The sequence below is a fragment of the Vibrio sp. 2132-1 genome (assembly GCF_033344315.1).
This window is the reverse complement of sequence record NZ_JAWPON010000017.1, coordinates 16,854-32,912: the sequence shown is the minus strand read 5'-3', so window position 1 is coordinate 32,912 and position 16,059 is coordinate 16,854. Positions and strand designations below refer to the sequence as shown.

Sequence of the window (16,059 nt, the reverse complement as noted above, 5' to 3'; positions counted from 1 at the left end):
ATCCTATGGACGGAGAATCACAGTGTACGGCTGACGAATGGTAGGATCAGAACGAATCAACACACCATCTTGTGTGCGGATGCTATTTAACGTATCTAAGTCACGCCCAATACGGTCAGCCGGAAGGAAACCTTGCGCTGTCGCTACAACTACACGGCTTTGCATGCCAACCACGCGTGCATTGACAAGCACTCCGCCCTCTTGGCGCAGCATTGTTCCGGTCAGTACATACTGAATTTGCTGCTCTTGAGCTAAATCTTGCCAATCACGACTTAAAGCAAAATCGCCCTGCTGCGTCACTTGAATAGAGCCCGTAGTTTTGAAATCAACCACTTTAAACCCTCGGCGCTGAAACTGATGGATAAAACCTTCAGAGACCGAGTTACCTAACCAGTTTGTTGCATCCATATTTTGTAGATCAACAAACGAGGTAATCGCAATCGGTGTCCGCGCTGATACTGCCACATTAGAAACCATCAGGTCTTCTGTCATGCTCTCAATGAAAAAGTCCATCGTATGACGCGGACTATCCATCAGCATGAACTGGCTTCCCGAGTAAGGTTCTTTACCATTGTAAATCGGTGAGTACGCGCACGATGTCAGAAGCGTCATCATCGATGCGGCGACAAGCCACTTTTTCATGGTTTGATTCTCCAGATAATCTTAGGTGATACCGTTCTTTATTAATTCCTTTCCAAGAAAGTGAATATTGGAACAGTCTTTGCTTTTCTTTGTTTGCCTAACGAAGAAAAACCCACCAAACTTCACTGAATTTGTTAAAGCAATATTTATACCCGAACGGTTGTAACCAATGAAAAAAATATTAAACAGTCTGTTTTCAATCACTTTAGCGATGCTTGTGCCTTTTAAGGTAATGGCATCTTGGTATGAAGTCACAGGCGTTGCCACCATCGTTTCTTCAGAAGAGACGGCAAGGCTCCATGCGTTGGAAGACGCGCTGTTCAAAGCCGTCAATTTTTCGGGCGCAGATATTGGCAGTATTAGCAACTTGATGCCGCTATTAGAAGAAAGCCGCAACGAATACCAGTTTACCAATCATGAAGTCCGTTACATTTTGGTCGAGTCTGAACGTAAACGTCGCGGTAAAGTCGAGGTAAAAATCCGCGTTGATATTTATCCATCGGCAACGGGTTGCCACACCGATCAATACAAAAAGACAATGCTGGTCGGCAATATTGAGGTCGCATCACCACAACAAGCAGTGATGGGACAAATTTATCAAGTTGGTGACGATTTTAGCCACGTAGTGAACCGTCAACTTGATCAAACCTCACGCAGCTTTGTGTCTGTTGGTACAACGGACTACTCAATAAGCAGCAACTATCCTGCTCGCACTCAAATGATCGCGCAAGACAATGGCGCACAATACATCATTGGAGGGGTCATTACCGATCTCACTGCAACGGTCGAATCTCAACTATTGCAAGATGACATCATCAATCGTCAGTTTGCGTTAGAAATGAAAGTATTTGATGGTAAAACTGGCCATGAAATCTTCAACAAAGCCTACCGTGAGGTCGCGCGTTGGCCATTTGCTAAGACGAGTCAAGTGGACACTCGTAGTGCACGTTTTTGGGCATCGACCTATGGCGAGATGATGCTTCGCGTTAGTCGCAATATTATGTTGGATCTGGAGTCGGAGCTATCTTGCAAAATTACACTGCCAGAGGTTGTGGCAGTCTTCGGTAATACCGTAACGATGGATCTCGGCCGTATGCACGGCGTAAAAGAGGGAGACAAATTACAGCTTTGGCACACCGCGTCGTTTATCGACCAAAATGGATTGCCAAGAAACAAAGTCTCGCAAAGCGAAATTACATTAACGGTATCACGCATATACGAACACGAAGCGGAACTGACGATTGATCAGCCAAATTTAGCGTCTAGCGTTCAAATTGGCGACGTAATGAACAAGATCCTATAAAAGCAAACATTAAGTCTTGAGATATGCTCACTTTTGAATATCATAGGCAGCGCATCTTATTTGATTATACCAATGACCGTAGCGAATCGTTCAACGTGATGCTGATACAGATCTGGTAGATTGCTAGATTTGAACTCAGTAAAACAGCGCAATGAACTGCAACTATTGGTATTACGCCCCCATGGCACAGCTGGATAGCGCAGTCCCCTCCTAAGGGACAGGTCGTAGGTTCGAATCCTACTGGGGGTGCCATATCATAGCCTTAGCTCCCACTTGAGCTAAGGCTTTTTTGTATCTTCAATTTCAAGCCTCGCATTGCTCCCCCTAGTACATCGTGTTAGATAATCTTCCCAGTAATCAATATGATCGGATCGGGTGTTTCGGTTACGAGATAAAACCTTCTACTGATCTGACTTCTTCCCCTTGAAATCATTTCAACAAGCCCTATTTACAGTTTTGTATTTTATTACTTTAATTATCTATGAGTTTTGCTTACCCTTTTAGCTATTAATAAAATTATTAGTTAGCACTATGTCTAAGAGCAATTTAATAACTAACACTGGACACCGCTTTATTTCTAAAGGCAAGACAGCCTTTAAGATACATATCCATACCCCCGAGGATACGGTACTACACCGCTCGGTAGGATTTGTTCGTATTGGAGAAAAGAAAGGCTTACAAAAAGCCATTAAGCTGAGAAACGAGTTAGGCCGGCAAATGTGGGGCAAATTCTGGCGACGTCTTTTGAAAGACCCTTACCTAATGACCAGGCTTCCACATAGCGTTGAGCCTAAAATCGTTCACAAGCCTAACCCTACTCTTGAAAACCCTGACAACCGAGATACGTGTTACATCGCCAAGTGGCGAGAGTTCAATGATGACGGTGAGTATAAATATAAAACGGTGGTTCGCTCTATTAGTAAGTACGGCAAACTTGCCGCCTACATGCAAACCAAAAAAGCGTTGTTAGAAGCACATAAAGATAACTTGGAGATCCTGACATTCATGGGGCGTTTAAACAGCATTGATCTTAAATAATACCTGGCCACTTTGAACATTTCAGTCAGTTTTTAAAGAGAAATAAAAAGCCCCAAAGAGCGAACTCTTTGGGGCTTTCAGCTTCAGTCTTCTATACTACGGTCGAATAGGAGCTTATTGCTGAACTTGGTATTCAAATTCTGGAACAACGACTTCTACGCGACGGTTTTGTTGACGACCTTCACGAGTGTCGTTTGAAGCGATTGGGTTGTTTTCACCTTCGCCACGAGCTTGGATACGTGATGAATCAATACCTTTTTCAACGAGTGCGTTAGCAACAGACTCAGCGCGTTTCTCAGAAACTTTTAGGTTGTAAGCTGCTGGGCCAGACGTATCTGTGTAACCTACAACTTCAACGTTCGCTTGTGGGTGCTCGTTTAGGAAAGCAACTAGGTTATCAAGTTTTGCAGCGCTCTCTGGTTTTAGAGTTGTGCTGTTTAGATCGAAGCTACCTGTACCAATTGTTTGAGTTTCGAATGTTTTCGTAACTACAACTGGCTCTTCTACCACTTCTTCTACAACCACTTCTTCAACAACAACTGGCTCTTCTACGATTACTGGCTCATCGTTGCCGCCGAATTTGAAAGAAACACCTAGTGTTGCAGTGTTACCTGTCGCACGAGTTACATCGTTGCTGATGTCAGTCAGTGTTTGGTATTCCGCACGAGCTGTTACGTTTTGGCTTAGGTTGAATTCAAGACCAGCCGCGCCTAGGTAAGAGTAATCATCTTTGCCATCAAACATTACGTAAGCGCCACCCACTTTACCGTAAAGTGCGATGTCTTCAGTGATTGGTAGGCTAAATTTAGGAGCAAGAGTGATTGCTTCTACGTGGCCACCGAAAGAAGTTTGGTTAAAATCACCGATGTTGTCGAAACCCGCTTCTACTGCGAAGTATTTATTCATTTCGTAACCAACAAAAGCGCCAAGAGTAGAATCGTCTTTGTCACAAGCCTGGCCCGCTACACACGCGTCTTCCATCCATGACTTACCCATCTTACCACCAACGTATACTTCTGCTTGTGCTGCTGAAGCCATAAGTAGAGACGCTGAAATTACCGCTGCTAATTTTTTCATTATTGATTCCTCTAAAGAAGTTCTTTTGTTAGATGCCGAAATGCGCCGTCTGACTGACGTTGTATTTCAATTCTTCTTATTCATTCCTTGAGTGAGATACTTAGTCAGCTTCTTTTTATGCACATGCATTTTTTTTTATGGAAGCAACTTACGTATATTTCCTGTTCAGTGATACATATCGCCATCTCGGTATCGCTGACGGAATGAACTATAACGCTAAGAAATCGCGAGAAAAATCCCAATTCTGTCAATTTATTGTCATCAAAAATCTCGACAACATGTGATCTTAAGCAAAAAAATCCCCACGCAATCACCACGCAAACGTTTGCTTTGTTTTTTGAAACAAAATAGCTAAAGCAAAGGTTTTTCTTAAAAATGAGACAAACAAAATGGAACTTTAAGGAACATGGATAAAAATCAATCAGATATTTGATATATAATCGCTCGTTTTTTATTCATGCCAACGATATTTGGATTAAAAAATCTTATCCATATTGAGGTAAATTACAGGTGAAACCATCTCTTCATTCACCAATATGAGAGAAAGTTTCTCGTTATCTAAATTGAAGATACAAAAAAGCCGCGGTTGCTCACCGCGGCTTTGTGACTATTTATTCAAAAGAACGTTCAGTTCAAAGCAATTATGCGTTTGCTTCACGCTCAGCAATGAACTCAAGCGCCATCTTAATGCGAGCAATACAACGCTCTTTTCCAACCAGCTCCATTACTGCATCGACAGAAGGAGACTGACCCCCGCCTGTTACAGCAACACGTAATGGCATACCGATTTTGCCCATGCCGATTTCCAACTCTTCACATACTGCTGCGATAACGCCATCTTTGATGTTCGCTGTCGTCCACTCAGTTAGTGCTTCCACTTTCGCTAATGCAAGTTCTAGAGGCTCTTTAGCCACGCCACGTAGGTGTTTCTTCGCTGCGCCCGCTTCAAACTCAGAGAAATCTTCATAGAAGTAACGGATTTGCTCAGCTAGCTCAACTAGTGTGTTGCAACGCTCACCCACTAGCTTGATCACGTCAGTGATAGCAGGACCATTCGTTACGTCTAGTTTTTGTTGATCTAGATGCCATTGTAGATGCTCAGCAACGTACGCAGGGTCTGAGTTCTTGATGTAGTGGTTGTTCAACCATTGCAGTTTGTCAGTGTTAAAAGCAGACGCTGACTTAGATACTGCGTTTAGGCTAAATAGATTGATCATCTCTTCTTGAGAGAAGATTTCTTGGTCCCCATGAGACCAACCAAGGCGCACTAGGTAGTTGTTTAGTGCCGCAGGCAGGTAGCCCATATCGCGGTATTGCATGACTGATACAGCGCCGTGACGTTTAGACAGTTTCGCGCCGTCATCACCCAGGATCATTGCACAGTGTGCAAATGTAGGTACTGGCGCACCTAGTGCTTCGTAGATGTTGATTTGACGAGGCGTGTTGTTGATGTGGTCTTCGCCACGAACAACGTGAGTGATACCCATGTCCCAGTCATCCACTACTACACAGAAGTTGTAAGTAGGTGAACCGTCAGTACGACGAATGATTAGGTCATCCATTTGATCGTTGCGGATTTCAATGCGACCACGGATTTGATCATCAAATACTACGCTACCTTCTTTCGGGTTACGGAAACGGATAACACATGGATCGCCATCTTTTGCCGCTTCGTTTGCTGCTTTGATTTTTGGATGGTTAGCATCGTAGCGAGGCATTTCTTTATTTGCTTCTTGCTCTGCACGGATTTCATCTAGCAGCTCTTTGGACGCGTAACATTTGTAAGCTTTGTCTTCAGCAAGAAGCTTATCAACCATTTCGTTGTAACGGTCAAAACGTTGAGTTTGGTAGTAAGGACCTTCATCCCACTCCAAGCCTAGCCATTCCATGCCTTCAAGAATTGCATCAACCGCTTCCTGAGAGTTACGCTCAAGGTCTGTATCTTCGATACGTAGAACGAATTCACCACCTTGGTTTTTAGCGTATAGCCAAGAGTAAAGTGCAGTACGCGCACCACCAACGTGTAGATAGCCAGTTGGGCTAGGAGCAAAACGAGTTTTAACCGTCATTTGAGTTCCTTAGGGGTAATGAGCAACGAGAGATCTCTCGTTGTAATGTCAAGGATAAAAGTGGCGACATTTTACCACCGTAAGTCAATTCTACAATCGGTTTGACACCAGAAATAAAAACAGGGCAGAACCAAAAAGGCACAGCTCTGCTATTTACTGTTAAAGCACGAGACGAAATTACTTCAGGTTACGCATTGCCCATTGCATAAATTCTTGCTGCTCTTCACGGCTCAATTCATTAAACGATGCTTTGATTGTTTTGGTTTCCGCTGGAGAAGACGCAATGCTTGCCTTAGTCGATTCTTTATTCATTGCGTTATTATAGTCGGCAACTTCTCGTTCGTAATCACGAAAACCTTGCAAACCACCTTTACGAAGTTGAACCATAGAGAATGCCACTTCTTTTCCGTTTTTGTCTTTCAATACCACTTTAGGATCGAGTTCGAAGGCTCTCGCCTCTTCAATAGTACGGAATGTTTGATAAGCCAGAGAAAGCTCGGTGTCTTTTTCTGCATCAAACTCTAATACCAGCGGCTGCGAATCGAATTTACGGCGCTTTCCATCTTCAAATACGATTTGTCCAACCGTTACCGCTAATTGGTTTTCCCCATCCTTTAACTCGATGCTGTTGTTCTTGGATATCCACTCAGGGTAGACGAACTCGCCGTTGAGAACGCGAGGAACTAATTCAGATTGCAGAGTGAGTTGAGCAGCAAAAGCTGGCGCCGAAAGCATTGCGCAAAGTCCGAGAAGTGTCGTTGTTTTTTTCATCATGGTTTCTCACTTTATACCAATTTAGATAAGCCTCTAAAATTTACAGGCCAGTCATTTCAAAGGCTTATTTGAATAAGTATCAAGATAAAAAGGGCGTTTCCGCCCTTTTAGCTGCTTCTTTAATTAGAAGTAGTATTCAACACCTACAGAGAACTCGTCGTAGTCAGCAGACTTCCAACGTGCTTCTGTTGGTTTATCTAATTGAGACGCACCGTCGCCAAAGTCTAGAGTACGAGCACGTACGTACAGCACTGCCGATGGGTCTACGAAATACATAACTTGTGCTGATAACACATCGTCCGCTGTATCGTTAATTTTCTTACCATCACGCTCTAGATCAAAGTTAGCGGCGTAAGCCAGTTTGTATTGCCAATCACCCGTGGTGTACATGATAGCGGCAGACATTGCATCTTGCTTTTCACTCACACCATTGCTTGCGTCCGCCTCCATGTATTTGTATTGCGCGAAGAAAGAGATTCCGTTATCAAACCAGCCTTGTGCCCCTACCAAGTACGTGTTGTTTTCCCACGTTTGGCTTTCCATCTTGATATTACGGTTACCTTCATATGCCGCATCTAACTGGATAGGACCAATTTTGTAGTGTGCTGCGATACCACCCCAGTAGTCATCCCCTTCACCTAGACCTGCTTTATCACCTGCACCAGCTGCGATATCTAGGGAGAATTTGTCAGCAAACATTGGAGAGTCCCAGCGGATAGTGTTTGATTGACGGTCTTGGTACTTGGCGCCTCCAATAGCACCACCCCAGTCGTATACATCGCCGAGACCAGGGTTAGATGCTGGCCAGTCAACCAATTCGTACATAGGTGTCAAAACGCGACCCAGACGAATTTGACCCCAAGATGCACTTTCAAAACCGACGAATGTGTCACGTTCACCAAGACCTGCGCCCTCGCCACCAAAGCTAGGGTCTACATAACCGCCTTCGATTTGCCAAATAAAAGTAGGGTCGAAGTTAGCAAATTGTTTTTTACCACGGAAACCAATACGAGATTCGTTGTTTAGCTGCATGCCACCCAAATCATCGTCCGTTGCTTTGCTGCCAGAATCGTAATCGCGGTACGCGGCCTGCATCGCGATGATCCCGTAAACTTCATAAGAAAATGAATCTTTGGTTAGAAACTCTTTTGCTGCGTCACTGTTTGCACCATCAGCAAATGCAACACCACTGAACATCATGCCGGTAATTGCCGTGGCAAGTAGGCTTTTCTTTAGGTAAGACATTATAAACCCCTATATTTTTAGTTTTTTCCATTTTCAAATTCACTAACTAGGACATGGCAGGAACTTGAAACAGTGTTTGGACGGGGCAAATATGACAAACTTTTTTCGCACTAAAAAACTTTCCCTACAGCAATCTGAGCGACTTCAAAATGAGAAGATCAAAAATAAAATAAAATAATAAAAAACAATTACTTAACATCAAATATAAAAAATAAAAAACGTTAAAAGTACGTTTTGACACTGAACAGACATTGAGAGTATCTAAAAAACGTGAGCGACTTCATTCATCTTTTAGGTGTTTTAACGGAACTTTATATTCAAAGAGAAAAAACCTTGAGATCACTCGCAAGTAAAATGACCGTGCACTTGTGGGATTCGAGAGATTTTGACGAAATTGTTGTGAGTAGCAAATGGGTATTGACCTTACCCTTGCAGGAAGGTTTAAGCTCATAGCATCACTACTATTGAGGTGCAGATTATGTATCAGTTAGTTATACCTTTATCAGGGCTCAACTGCATGGGCTGTGCGAGAAAAGTTGAGAATGCTTTACATGCGAATCACGATGTGGAGATCCTCAATTTGTCCCCGACGCAAGTAGAGGTCAAAACCGAGTCTTCTCTTAAAGAGCTCGTCTCGTCGATTGAATCTCTTGGTTACCAAGCAGGAAATCACTACGAACTAAACCTTTCAGGCTTAAGCTGTGGCGGTTGCGTCAGAAAACTTTCATCTTTATTAGAATCTAATCAAGACGTTATTTCTTTTGAGGCTTCAACAACGCACTTAGAGATTCGTACCCTCCTCTCCGAGCAACAAGTGATCGACTTAATAGCAACACTCGGCTATACCGCCAACCTTGATTCTGTTGAAGTAGAGAACGAAAGCTCACCAGAGACCGAACAGGTAGAAAAGCAAAGCAATATTAAAGATACGCAGGTGCCACCAGCGAGTATTCAATTGCAAATGCTGATTCAAGGCATGACGTGTGCGAGTTGCGTCTCTTCAGTAGAGAAAGCACTTACTAACGTAGAAGGCGTTGAGAAAGCACAGGTCAACCTCGCAGAACAAAGCGCACTAGTATTCGCAAGCCAAGACTCTGATGACCTCCTTAACGCAATTGTTGAATCGGTAAAACAAGCCGGTTACCAAGCAGAGATCCTACAAGACGCCGCAACCCAGCAAGAAAAGCAAGCGCAGCAACAACGTCAGCAACAAAAACGCTTTAAACTGGATGCTATTGCTGGCCTTGTCGTCGGTGCCCCCTTAATGATTTGGGGCGTTGCTGGCGGCAATATGATGATTCGCAACACCAACGACCAATTAGCTTGGGGCGCGATCGGTATCGTATGTTTACTCCTTCTTGCCACAGCAGGGAAACACTTCTTCAGTAACGCTTGGTTAGCAGCTACTCACAAGCGCGCCACCATGGACACGTTAGTCGCGCTCGGTACTGGCGCAGCGTGGTTCTATTCGATGCTTGTGGTGATTTTCCCAGACTGGTTCCCTCTTGCTTCACGCCACGTGTACTTTGAAGCGAGTGCAATGATCATCGGCTTAATTTCTCTTGGGCACTATATTGAAGCAAAAGCCAAAGCAAACACAACACGTTCCTTACAAGCTCTGATTAACCTGCAACCTCAGCAAGCTACGGTAATCACGGAACAAGGCGACCAACAAATCGCGGTTGAGCAAATCACGCTAGGCATGAAACTGCGTATCAAACCAGGCGAGAAAGTGCCTGTTGATGGTGTTGTGATTCAAGGTGAATCATACATTGATGAGTCGATGCTCACTGGTGAACCAGTACCAGTATTAAAAGCGCAAGAGGCTCAAGTGTCTGCTGGGACATTAAATACCGATGGTGGATTAGTCATTGAGGCAACGGGCATTGGCGCAAATACCATGCTGGCTCGTATCATCCGCATGGTGCGCACAGCGCAAAGCAGTAAGCCAGCCATCGCGAAACTGGCAGACCAGATTTCATCGGTGTTTGTCCCTGTCGTTGTTGGCATAGCAATACTGGCCGCGCTCGTTTGGTTTGCCGTTGGTCCAGAGCCAAAAGCGAGTTATATGCTGGTGGTCACCACAACCGTCCTGATCATCGCCTGCCCTTGCGCTCTAGGCTTAGCAACCCCACTTTCTGTCACGGTGGGAGTGGGTAAAGCCGCAGAGCTCGGCATTCTGATCAAAGACGCCGACGCCCTTCAATTGGCAAGCAAAGTCGACACGGTTGTATTCGACAAAACTGGCACGCTTACCCAAGGTAAACCTAGCGTTCAGCAAGTGTTTACTCACGCCACCAGCCAAGAAGATCTATTGGCTTTAGCGTATGCGGCAGAGCGTCAGTCTGAGCACCCACTGGCAAAAGCGGTATGTGATTACGCCAAACGACACGACGCAAAGGATGTCTCATTAGACAAGTTTGAGAACGTTCGCGGGCGCGGCATTTGGGCGACGTATCAAGATAAACCGCTGCTCATTGGTTCGCTTCAATTTATGCAAGCAGAGAACGTCGAGACCAGCGCACTAAAACCCGCCATCGATGAATGCGCAAAAAATGCGTGGACTCCGGTAGCTGTGGCATTGAACGGCGAACTGATCGGTCTGATCGCCATTGCCGACCCGATCAAATCAGATGCGAAGCAAGCGCTCTCTGCATTAAAATCGCAAGGCATCAAAACGGTAATGCTGACGGGCGATAACCAACACGTTGCCAATGCTATCGGCCAAGAACTTGGTATTGATGAAGTGATTGCCCAAGTAATGCCAGATGAGAAAGCTCAGCACATTGAGCAACTTCAATCTCAAGGACATGTCGTGGCAATGGTGGGGGATGGCATTAACGACGCCCCTGCTCTCGCGTTATCCAACCTAGGTATTGCCATGGGTAGCGGCAGTGATGTCGCCATTGAAAGTTCGCAAATGACCATCCTGAACACGTCACCAATGGCGGTAGTACATGCGATTGAACTCTCTCGCGCTACACTTAAGAACATGAAGCAAAACCTATTTGGTGCCTTTGTTTACAACTCGTTGGGTATTCCAGTTGCCGCTGGTGTGCTTTACCCAGCGTTTGGATTTTTGCTCAGTCCTGTTGTCGCAGGAGCGGCAATGGCACTGTCTTCAATTACTGTCGTTAGTAATGCAAATCGACTACGACTGTTTTCAGTAAAATAACCACTTCTTTTTGAGGGTATTATGAAGTTGAAACTATTGACCTTTGCAATGCTTGCGACCGTGTCCGCCAACGTATTGGCAGCCGATGTCATTAACCATAAATCGCCATACTGTGGCTGTTGTGGAGAATGGACAAAACACATGGAAGAGAACGGCTTTACGGTCGAAGAAAAATTGCACGATGACATGAACGCCATCAAACGCGATCTAGGCATCAAGAATGAACAGCTTTACTCTTGCCACACGGCAGAGATCAACGGCTATCTGTTTGAAGGTCACATTCCAGCCGAAGACATTAAAGCGTTTTTGAAAAATCCACCACGTAACGCAAAAGGCCTATCAGTACCAGGCATGCCAATGGGCTCCCCTGGTATGGAATATGGCGACAAAAAAGACAGCTACACCGTTTACGCCTTTAACGAAAAAGGCCAAGTGTTCGAATATAGCCACCACGAAGGCAACGACCAATAAAAACAAAGCCCAGCGAGATAAACCGCTGGGCTTTTTCTTAATGGACAGTTAAGACAAATATAAAATTAGAAGCCGTAAGAGGCACCAAATACAAAAGCGTTATTCACTAGGCTGTCACCACTCGCGTTTTCTGCACCGTGTGCTTGACTACGGAACTCAAAGTAAGGTTGAACACCTTTACGAGTCCACGTTGCACGAAGCTCGTGGTCCATGGTTTCCGCTTTAATCATGTAGACGTTGTTGTAGCTTAGCGTCACATCCTCATTCATCACGTAACCGATGCGGTTGTCCATGCGGTAATCTGTATCCGCATCTGCGTCTGTCGCATCAATGTGCGCACGAGTACGGTTACTTAAGGAGATGCCGTTATCGAAGTTGTAACCGATCTTAACCAATGGACGGTACTGTACATTCTCGCCAGCAGAGAACAGGTGTTGGTAACCCGCGGCAACCCATAAATGATCGGTAATATTAAATGACTGCTCACCACCCACAGTGATTGCTGGTGTTGTGTTACCTGCGCCACCGTTTTCTGTTTCCAGTTTACCCAACTGAATACCATCAAATTCGGTGTAAACCGTAAAGCCGCCGAATTGGTTATCAAAAGTATGACCAGCTTCCAGTGTAGACGTAACGTCCGAACCATGAATTCGACCATCATCGTGGAATTGAACATTACCTGTTACGTAAGAAGAACCAGCAAAAGCGCTAGAAGCGAAAGCGAGAGAAAGAGCACTCAGTGCAAAAATGTTTTTCATAATTACTGCCTTTATTTATTCACGTTATGCGATAGTTTTAGAGGGCATCTCTTCCCTTTTATCGCAAACTTTGGAATGTGCCTCCTTGGCGTTCGCAATATTGTTTTAATTAATTCGCGATGAAAAATAAAACATTTTAAAAAGTGATCTTGTTCAAACCGAAGCTCAACAACCCTGATAAAAACATGGAAAATACAGGCACTTATCGTATTTTTATAAAATTATTCAAAAAATAGAAGTGTGATCGTAAACAGATAATTTATTGATATTTAGCAGATTAAGTCGATCAAGTTCACAATAACCTTGACCATTACAACCAAAAACTTATTTATCAATGAAAAATAATTAGACATCGATCACGCTTAATTTCCTCAAAAAATAAAGAAAGCCCCAACATGATGTTGAGGCTTTGCCAAAAAATTAACTTACAAGAATCGAGTTATTTCACGCTGGTCACTCGACTTGCTTTCTCACCGCTTGCTGACACAGAACGGATAAACACTTCACCTTTCACATTTGGACGAGCATTATCTACGTAAGTTAGCCAGTTCTTGCCGTCTAGAGAGTATTGAAGCTTCACACCCGGGAACTGAACGTTCATTGCCAGTTTACCCTCTTCAACTTTCGCGCCTGGTACAGGTAGGCGGTAGTCGATACCCGCTTTTTCTAGCTTAGCCAGTTCGCGTTGGCCAAGTACGTTCGCAAAGCGGTTGTTGTCTTGGTTTAGCGCAGCTTTGTTTACTAGGTTAGAGTTTTGCGAGTATTCAACACCCACTTTGTAGTCGTTTTCCCAATCAGCACGGTGCCATGCACGTTCAGCGGCTGCCAGTACGCGAGGGAATACCATGTACTCGTATTGCTCGTCGTTACGTACTGTCTCAGACCACAGCTGTGCTGATAGACCATAGAAAGGTTTCGCTTTGATTTCACCTTTACCAGTGAAGCCGTTACCATCGCGGTCTACAGAGGTTTCTGCGTTCTGAGGCATGTTCTCTGGTGCAAAACCAAACATCTTACGAGTATCTGTTGCACGCGTCGCCCAGTAGTAACCACGCTCTTTCGGGTCAACTTCGTACGGCATGTCCATGTATACGTAGTCTGGGTTAGAAACGATAACGTCGTAACCTTTCTTAGACCATTCGTACACTGATGATGTGCCACCCCAGTAAAGAACGTCCCAGAAGTTAACACGTGTGTTTTCTGTTGCGAACGCTTTCTCACCTTCACTGTACTTAAGGCCATCTTGCCAAGCTTGGAAGTTTGGAATGCCTTTCTCTGCCACCATCTTCGACACTTCTTCTGCAAAGTGGCTTGGTAGATGAGCAAAATCGCTTACCGTACCGTCTGCAATTAGCGTCTGACATTGTGGTGACTGTGCGAATGGCTTGTCTTGCTTAGACAAATCAATGTTACCCTTCCAGCTTACTTTGTCTTCTGCGTTGATGTCTTGCAGACCAGCGCCTAGCTTGATGTTCTTCGCTTCGTCACCACCAAAGTGCCATGTTGTTAGCGGCGTGCCCGCTTCTTGGTGCATTGCTGCTACTTCTGAAATCACTTTATCAACAAAGCGAGTTGAAGATTCCATACATGGGTTGATGAAGCTTTGCTTATTGTAGAACTGAACCGTCGTTACGTTCGATGTATCTTGAGGATCCATCAGGCGGTACTCGTTCGCTTCTGCTTCTTTACCTTCTTCCATTAGACGGTCGTAACGTGCTTCCATTGATACCACTGCTGCACGAGCGTGTGCTGGCATATCGATTTCAGGAATCACTTCGATGTTACGCGCTTTCGCGTACTTCAAGATGTCCACGTAGTCTGCTTTGCTGAAGAAGCCAGAACCAAAGTTGTCTGTCGTTGCGCCTGAGCCAAGCTGAGGCAGTAAACAGCTTTTCTCTTCCAAATCGAAACAACGGTTAGCACCCACTTCAGTCAGCTCAGGCAGACCCGGGATTTCTAAACGCCAGCCTTCATCATCCGTTAGGTGAAGGTGTAGTTTGTTCATCTTGTACGCGGCCATTTGGTCAAGCGTTGCAAGAATCGCGTCTTTAGAGTGGAAGTTACGAGCCACGTCCACCATCACACCACGGTAATCAAAACGCGGCGCATCTTTAATAGACAGTTGTGGTAGAGAATCAGCATTTTGGCTATCTACCAGGCCAAAGATAGATTGTACTGCGTAGAAAGCACCTGCTTGGTCAAACGCTTTAATCGCAATACCGTCGCCTTTGATGCTCATTTCGTAAGCACCAGATTTTGCCAATTCACCGGTGAAGTCTGCAGGAACAACAGTGATGCTTACAGGAAGATCACCACGAACATCCACACCTACCACTTCTGCACGACCTTGAATTGCTGCGTATTGAGCCGCATCGAATGCGTCTTTAGGCAGCGCAATACCCGCCGCGATATCTACCGTACCTTTACCTGCTTCAACAGACATTGGCGTTGGTAGTAACGTGGTTGATACGTCTTGTTTTGCTAGATCTTCGTTCTTCTCGAAACGAGACACAGCGCTCGCAAATACGTTGTTGTCATCTGGCGTACGTTTTAGGTTGTTACCCTCAAGGCCAGTCACGAAAGATGCAACGTCTTCTGTGTTAAGAGAAGCGATCATCTTAGGCTCTGCATTTGGTGCAGCAACGAAAGCGCCTGGCATGAAGTCAGTTTCAAATAGCTGCCAGTATTCAGCAACAAGAGGAAGCACAACCTCTTCACCCGCAGCAAAACCATCAAACTTATCTGTTGGTTCTAGTTTGTGTAGATCACCCGTTACGCGAGAGATTTTAAACTGTTCGTTTTCAACATCCAGAATCAGACGAATGCTATGGAAGTAAATAGCCCAATCTCTTGAGTCAACCGCTTCACCTTGGTTAACCAGCGTCATGTTTACCTTGTTACAAGACGCCCACTCAGCCCCTAAGTCCTGACAAGCAAGACCTTCGTTTGCACCGTGGTTAGTCAACACTTGGTATTGAATATCAAGATTATTAGCCAACGAATTTACAACTTGTTGTTCAGAGCTTTGCAGCGCAGAGCAACCTGCTAATGTAGTGATAACAGAAACAGCAATCAGACTAGGTTTAAACATCTTACTTCCCCAAAAAAGTCAGTGGTTCAAAACGACAATGATAAAAATCTCGGCCCCTCAAATGCGAGGTACCTAACCGTTACATTCAACATACAACCTGTTATTTCTAAGCGTAAAATAAATAGAAATAGGAAGTGATCCAGCTCAAAAAATGACACTCAGCAAAAACAATAAAAACCTAATTTTCATGGAGTTACAATACACGTCAAAATCGAACAACTTGTTTTGACGAGTTTGCTGCGATCTAGGTCACTTATATTCATGAGTTACGACTGATTTTGTAAGATTTGGATCACGCCTAATTATTTTGTGAACCATTAGTAAGCGAATTACCTATTTACCTTTCGTGAAGTGACTCTCATTTATTCGTCGTCAAAACTCGTCAATATTTTTATAAATGACGATTTTGTCGAATA

The 16,059-nt window shown here is 44.5% G+C and carries 11 protein-coding genes and 1 tRNA gene; 5 read left to right on the top strand and 7 right to left on the bottom strand.

The annotated features are described in order from the left end of the window. Window positions 1-3 precede the first annotated feature (3 nt). Window positions 4-642 (bottom strand): FlgO family outer membrane protein, encoded by a 639-nt coding sequence (locus tag R8N47_RS18150; protein WP_005382013.1) that lies wholly within the window; start codon window positions 640-642, stop codon window positions 4-6. 169 nt (window positions 643-811) lie between these two features. Here R8N47_RS18150 and R8N47_RS18145 point away from each other — a divergent pair, with 169 nt between their 5' ends. From R8N47_RS18145 to R8N47_RS18135, 3 genes are all read left to right on the top strand, one after another. After that, complete coding sequence (locus tag R8N47_RS18145) at window positions 812-1,945, top strand: flagellar assembly protein FlgT (protein WP_017634835.1); 1,134 nt, start codon at window positions 812-814, stop codon at window positions 1,943-1,945. A gap of 175 nt (window positions 1,946-2,120) precedes the next feature. Further along, window positions 2,121-2,197: transfer RNA gene (locus R8N47_RS18140), tRNA-Arg, on the top strand. Between the two features lie 279 nt (window positions 2,198-2,476). Continuing rightward, on the top strand, window positions 2,477-2,983 hold the full coding sequence (locus R8N47_RS18135; RefSeq protein WP_005382011.1) for a hypothetical protein: 507 nt from the start codon (window positions 2,477-2,479) through the stop codon (window positions 2,981-2,983). A 114-nt stretch (window positions 2,984-3,097) separates the two neighbouring features. Here the strand turns inward: R8N47_RS18135 and R8N47_RS18130 are convergent, their stop codons facing one another. The 4 genes from R8N47_RS18130 to chiP all read right to left on the bottom strand — a co-directional run bounded on the left by R8N47_RS18130 (window position 3,098) and on the right by chiP (window position 8,148). After that, window positions 3,098-4,060, bottom strand: a complete 963-nt coding sequence (locus R8N47_RS18130) for an OmpA family protein (protein ID WP_005382010.1) — start codon at window positions 4,058-4,060, stop codon at window positions 3,098-3,100. A gap of 641 nt (window positions 4,061-4,701) precedes the next feature. Continuing rightward, window positions 4,702-6,129, bottom strand: coding sequence for a glutamate--tRNA ligase (gene gltX / locus R8N47_RS18125; RefSeq protein ID WP_005384075.1), 1,428 nt, complete (start codon window positions 6,127-6,129; stop codon window positions 4,702-4,704). A 177-nt stretch (window positions 6,130-6,306) separates the two neighbouring features. After that, window positions 6,307-6,903, bottom strand: coding sequence for a DUF2057 domain-containing protein (locus R8N47_RS18120; protein ID WP_031780870.1), 597 nt, complete (start codon window positions 6,901-6,903; stop codon window positions 6,307-6,309). A gap of 123 nt (window positions 6,904-7,026) precedes the next feature. Further along, window positions 7,027-8,148 carry a chitoporin gene (chiP, locus tag R8N47_RS18115; RefSeq protein ID WP_017819978.1) on the bottom strand — a complete coding sequence of 374 codons (1,122 nt, stop codon included), beginning with the start codon at window positions 8,146-8,148 and terminating at the stop codon, window positions 7,027-7,029. Between the two features lie 478 nt (window positions 8,149-8,626). On the opposite strand from chiP, the gene R8N47_RS18110 reads away from it, so the two are divergent. Next, complete coding sequence (locus R8N47_RS18110; RefSeq protein ID WP_064353692.1) at window positions 8,627-11,323, top strand: heavy metal translocating P-type ATPase; 2,697 nt, start codon at window positions 8,627-8,629, stop codon at window positions 11,321-11,323. Window positions 11,324-11,344: 21 nt separating this feature from the next. Then, window positions 11,345-11,794, top strand: coding sequence for a DUF411 domain-containing protein (locus R8N47_RS18105; RefSeq protein WP_005382005.1), 450 nt, complete (start codon window positions 11,345-11,347; stop codon window positions 11,792-11,794). A gap of 65 nt (window positions 11,795-11,859) precedes the next feature. Here the strand turns inward: R8N47_RS18105 and R8N47_RS18100 are convergent, their stop codons facing one another. Together R8N47_RS18100 and R8N47_RS18095 are read right to left on the bottom strand one after the other, a co-directional pair. Next, on the bottom strand, window positions 11,860-12,552 hold the full coding sequence (locus R8N47_RS18100) for an oligogalacturonate-specific porin KdgM family protein (protein ID WP_064353691.1): 693 nt from the start codon (window positions 12,550-12,552) through the stop codon (window positions 11,860-11,862). A gap of 439 nt (window positions 12,553-12,991) precedes the next feature. Continuing rightward, window positions 12,992-15,643, bottom strand: coding sequence for a beta-N-acetylhexosaminidase (locus R8N47_RS18095; protein WP_064353690.1), 2,652 nt, complete (start codon window positions 15,641-15,643; stop codon window positions 12,992-12,994). Between the last annotated feature and the right edge of the window lie 416 nt (window positions 15,644-16,059).

What these genes read in the sequence shown, in the direction of transcription:
- R8N47_RS18145 (WP_017634835.1), top strand. Translation starts at nt 812, where the DNA reads ATGAAAAAAATATTAAACAGTCTGTTTTCAATCACTTTAGCGATGCTT.
- R8N47_RS18130 (WP_005382010.1), bottom strand. Translation starts at nt 4,060, where the DNA reads ATGAAAAAATTAGCAGCGGTAATTTCAGCGTCTCTACTTATGGCTTCA.
- R8N47_RS18100 (WP_064353691.1), bottom strand. Translation starts at nt 12,552, where the DNA reads ATGAAAAACATTTTTGCACTGAGTGCTCTTTCTCTCGCTTTCGCTTCT.
- R8N47_RS18120 (WP_031780870.1), bottom strand. Translation starts at nt 6,903, where the DNA reads ATGATGAAAAAAACAACGACACTTCTCGGACTTTGCGCAATGCTTTCG.
- gltX (WP_005384075.1), bottom strand. Translation starts at nt 6,129, where the DNA reads ATGACGGTTAAAACTCGTTTTGCTCCTAGCCCAACTGGCTATCTACAC.
- R8N47_RS18135 (WP_005382011.1), top strand. Translation starts at nt 2,477, where the DNA reads ATGTCTAAGAGCAATTTAATAACTAACACTGGACACCGCTTTATTTCT.
- R8N47_RS18110 (WP_064353692.1), top strand. Translation starts at nt 8,627, where the DNA reads ATGTATCAGTTAGTTATACCTTTATCAGGGCTCAACTGCATGGGCTGT.
- chiP (WP_017819978.1), bottom strand. Translation starts at nt 8,148, where the DNA reads ATGTCTTACCTAAAGAAAAGCCTACTTGCCACGGCAATTACCGGCATG.
- R8N47_RS18150 (WP_005382013.1), bottom strand. Translation starts at nt 642, where the DNA reads ATGAAAAAGTGGCTTGTCGCCGCATCGATGATGACGCTTCTGACATCG.
- R8N47_RS18105 (WP_005382005.1), top strand. Translation starts at nt 11,345, where the DNA reads ATGAAGTTGAAACTATTGACCTTTGCAATGCTTGCGACCGTGTCCGCC.
- R8N47_RS18095 (WP_064353690.1), bottom strand. Translation starts at nt 15,643, where the DNA reads ATGTTTAAACCTAGTCTGATTGCTGTTTCTGTTATCACTACATTAGCA.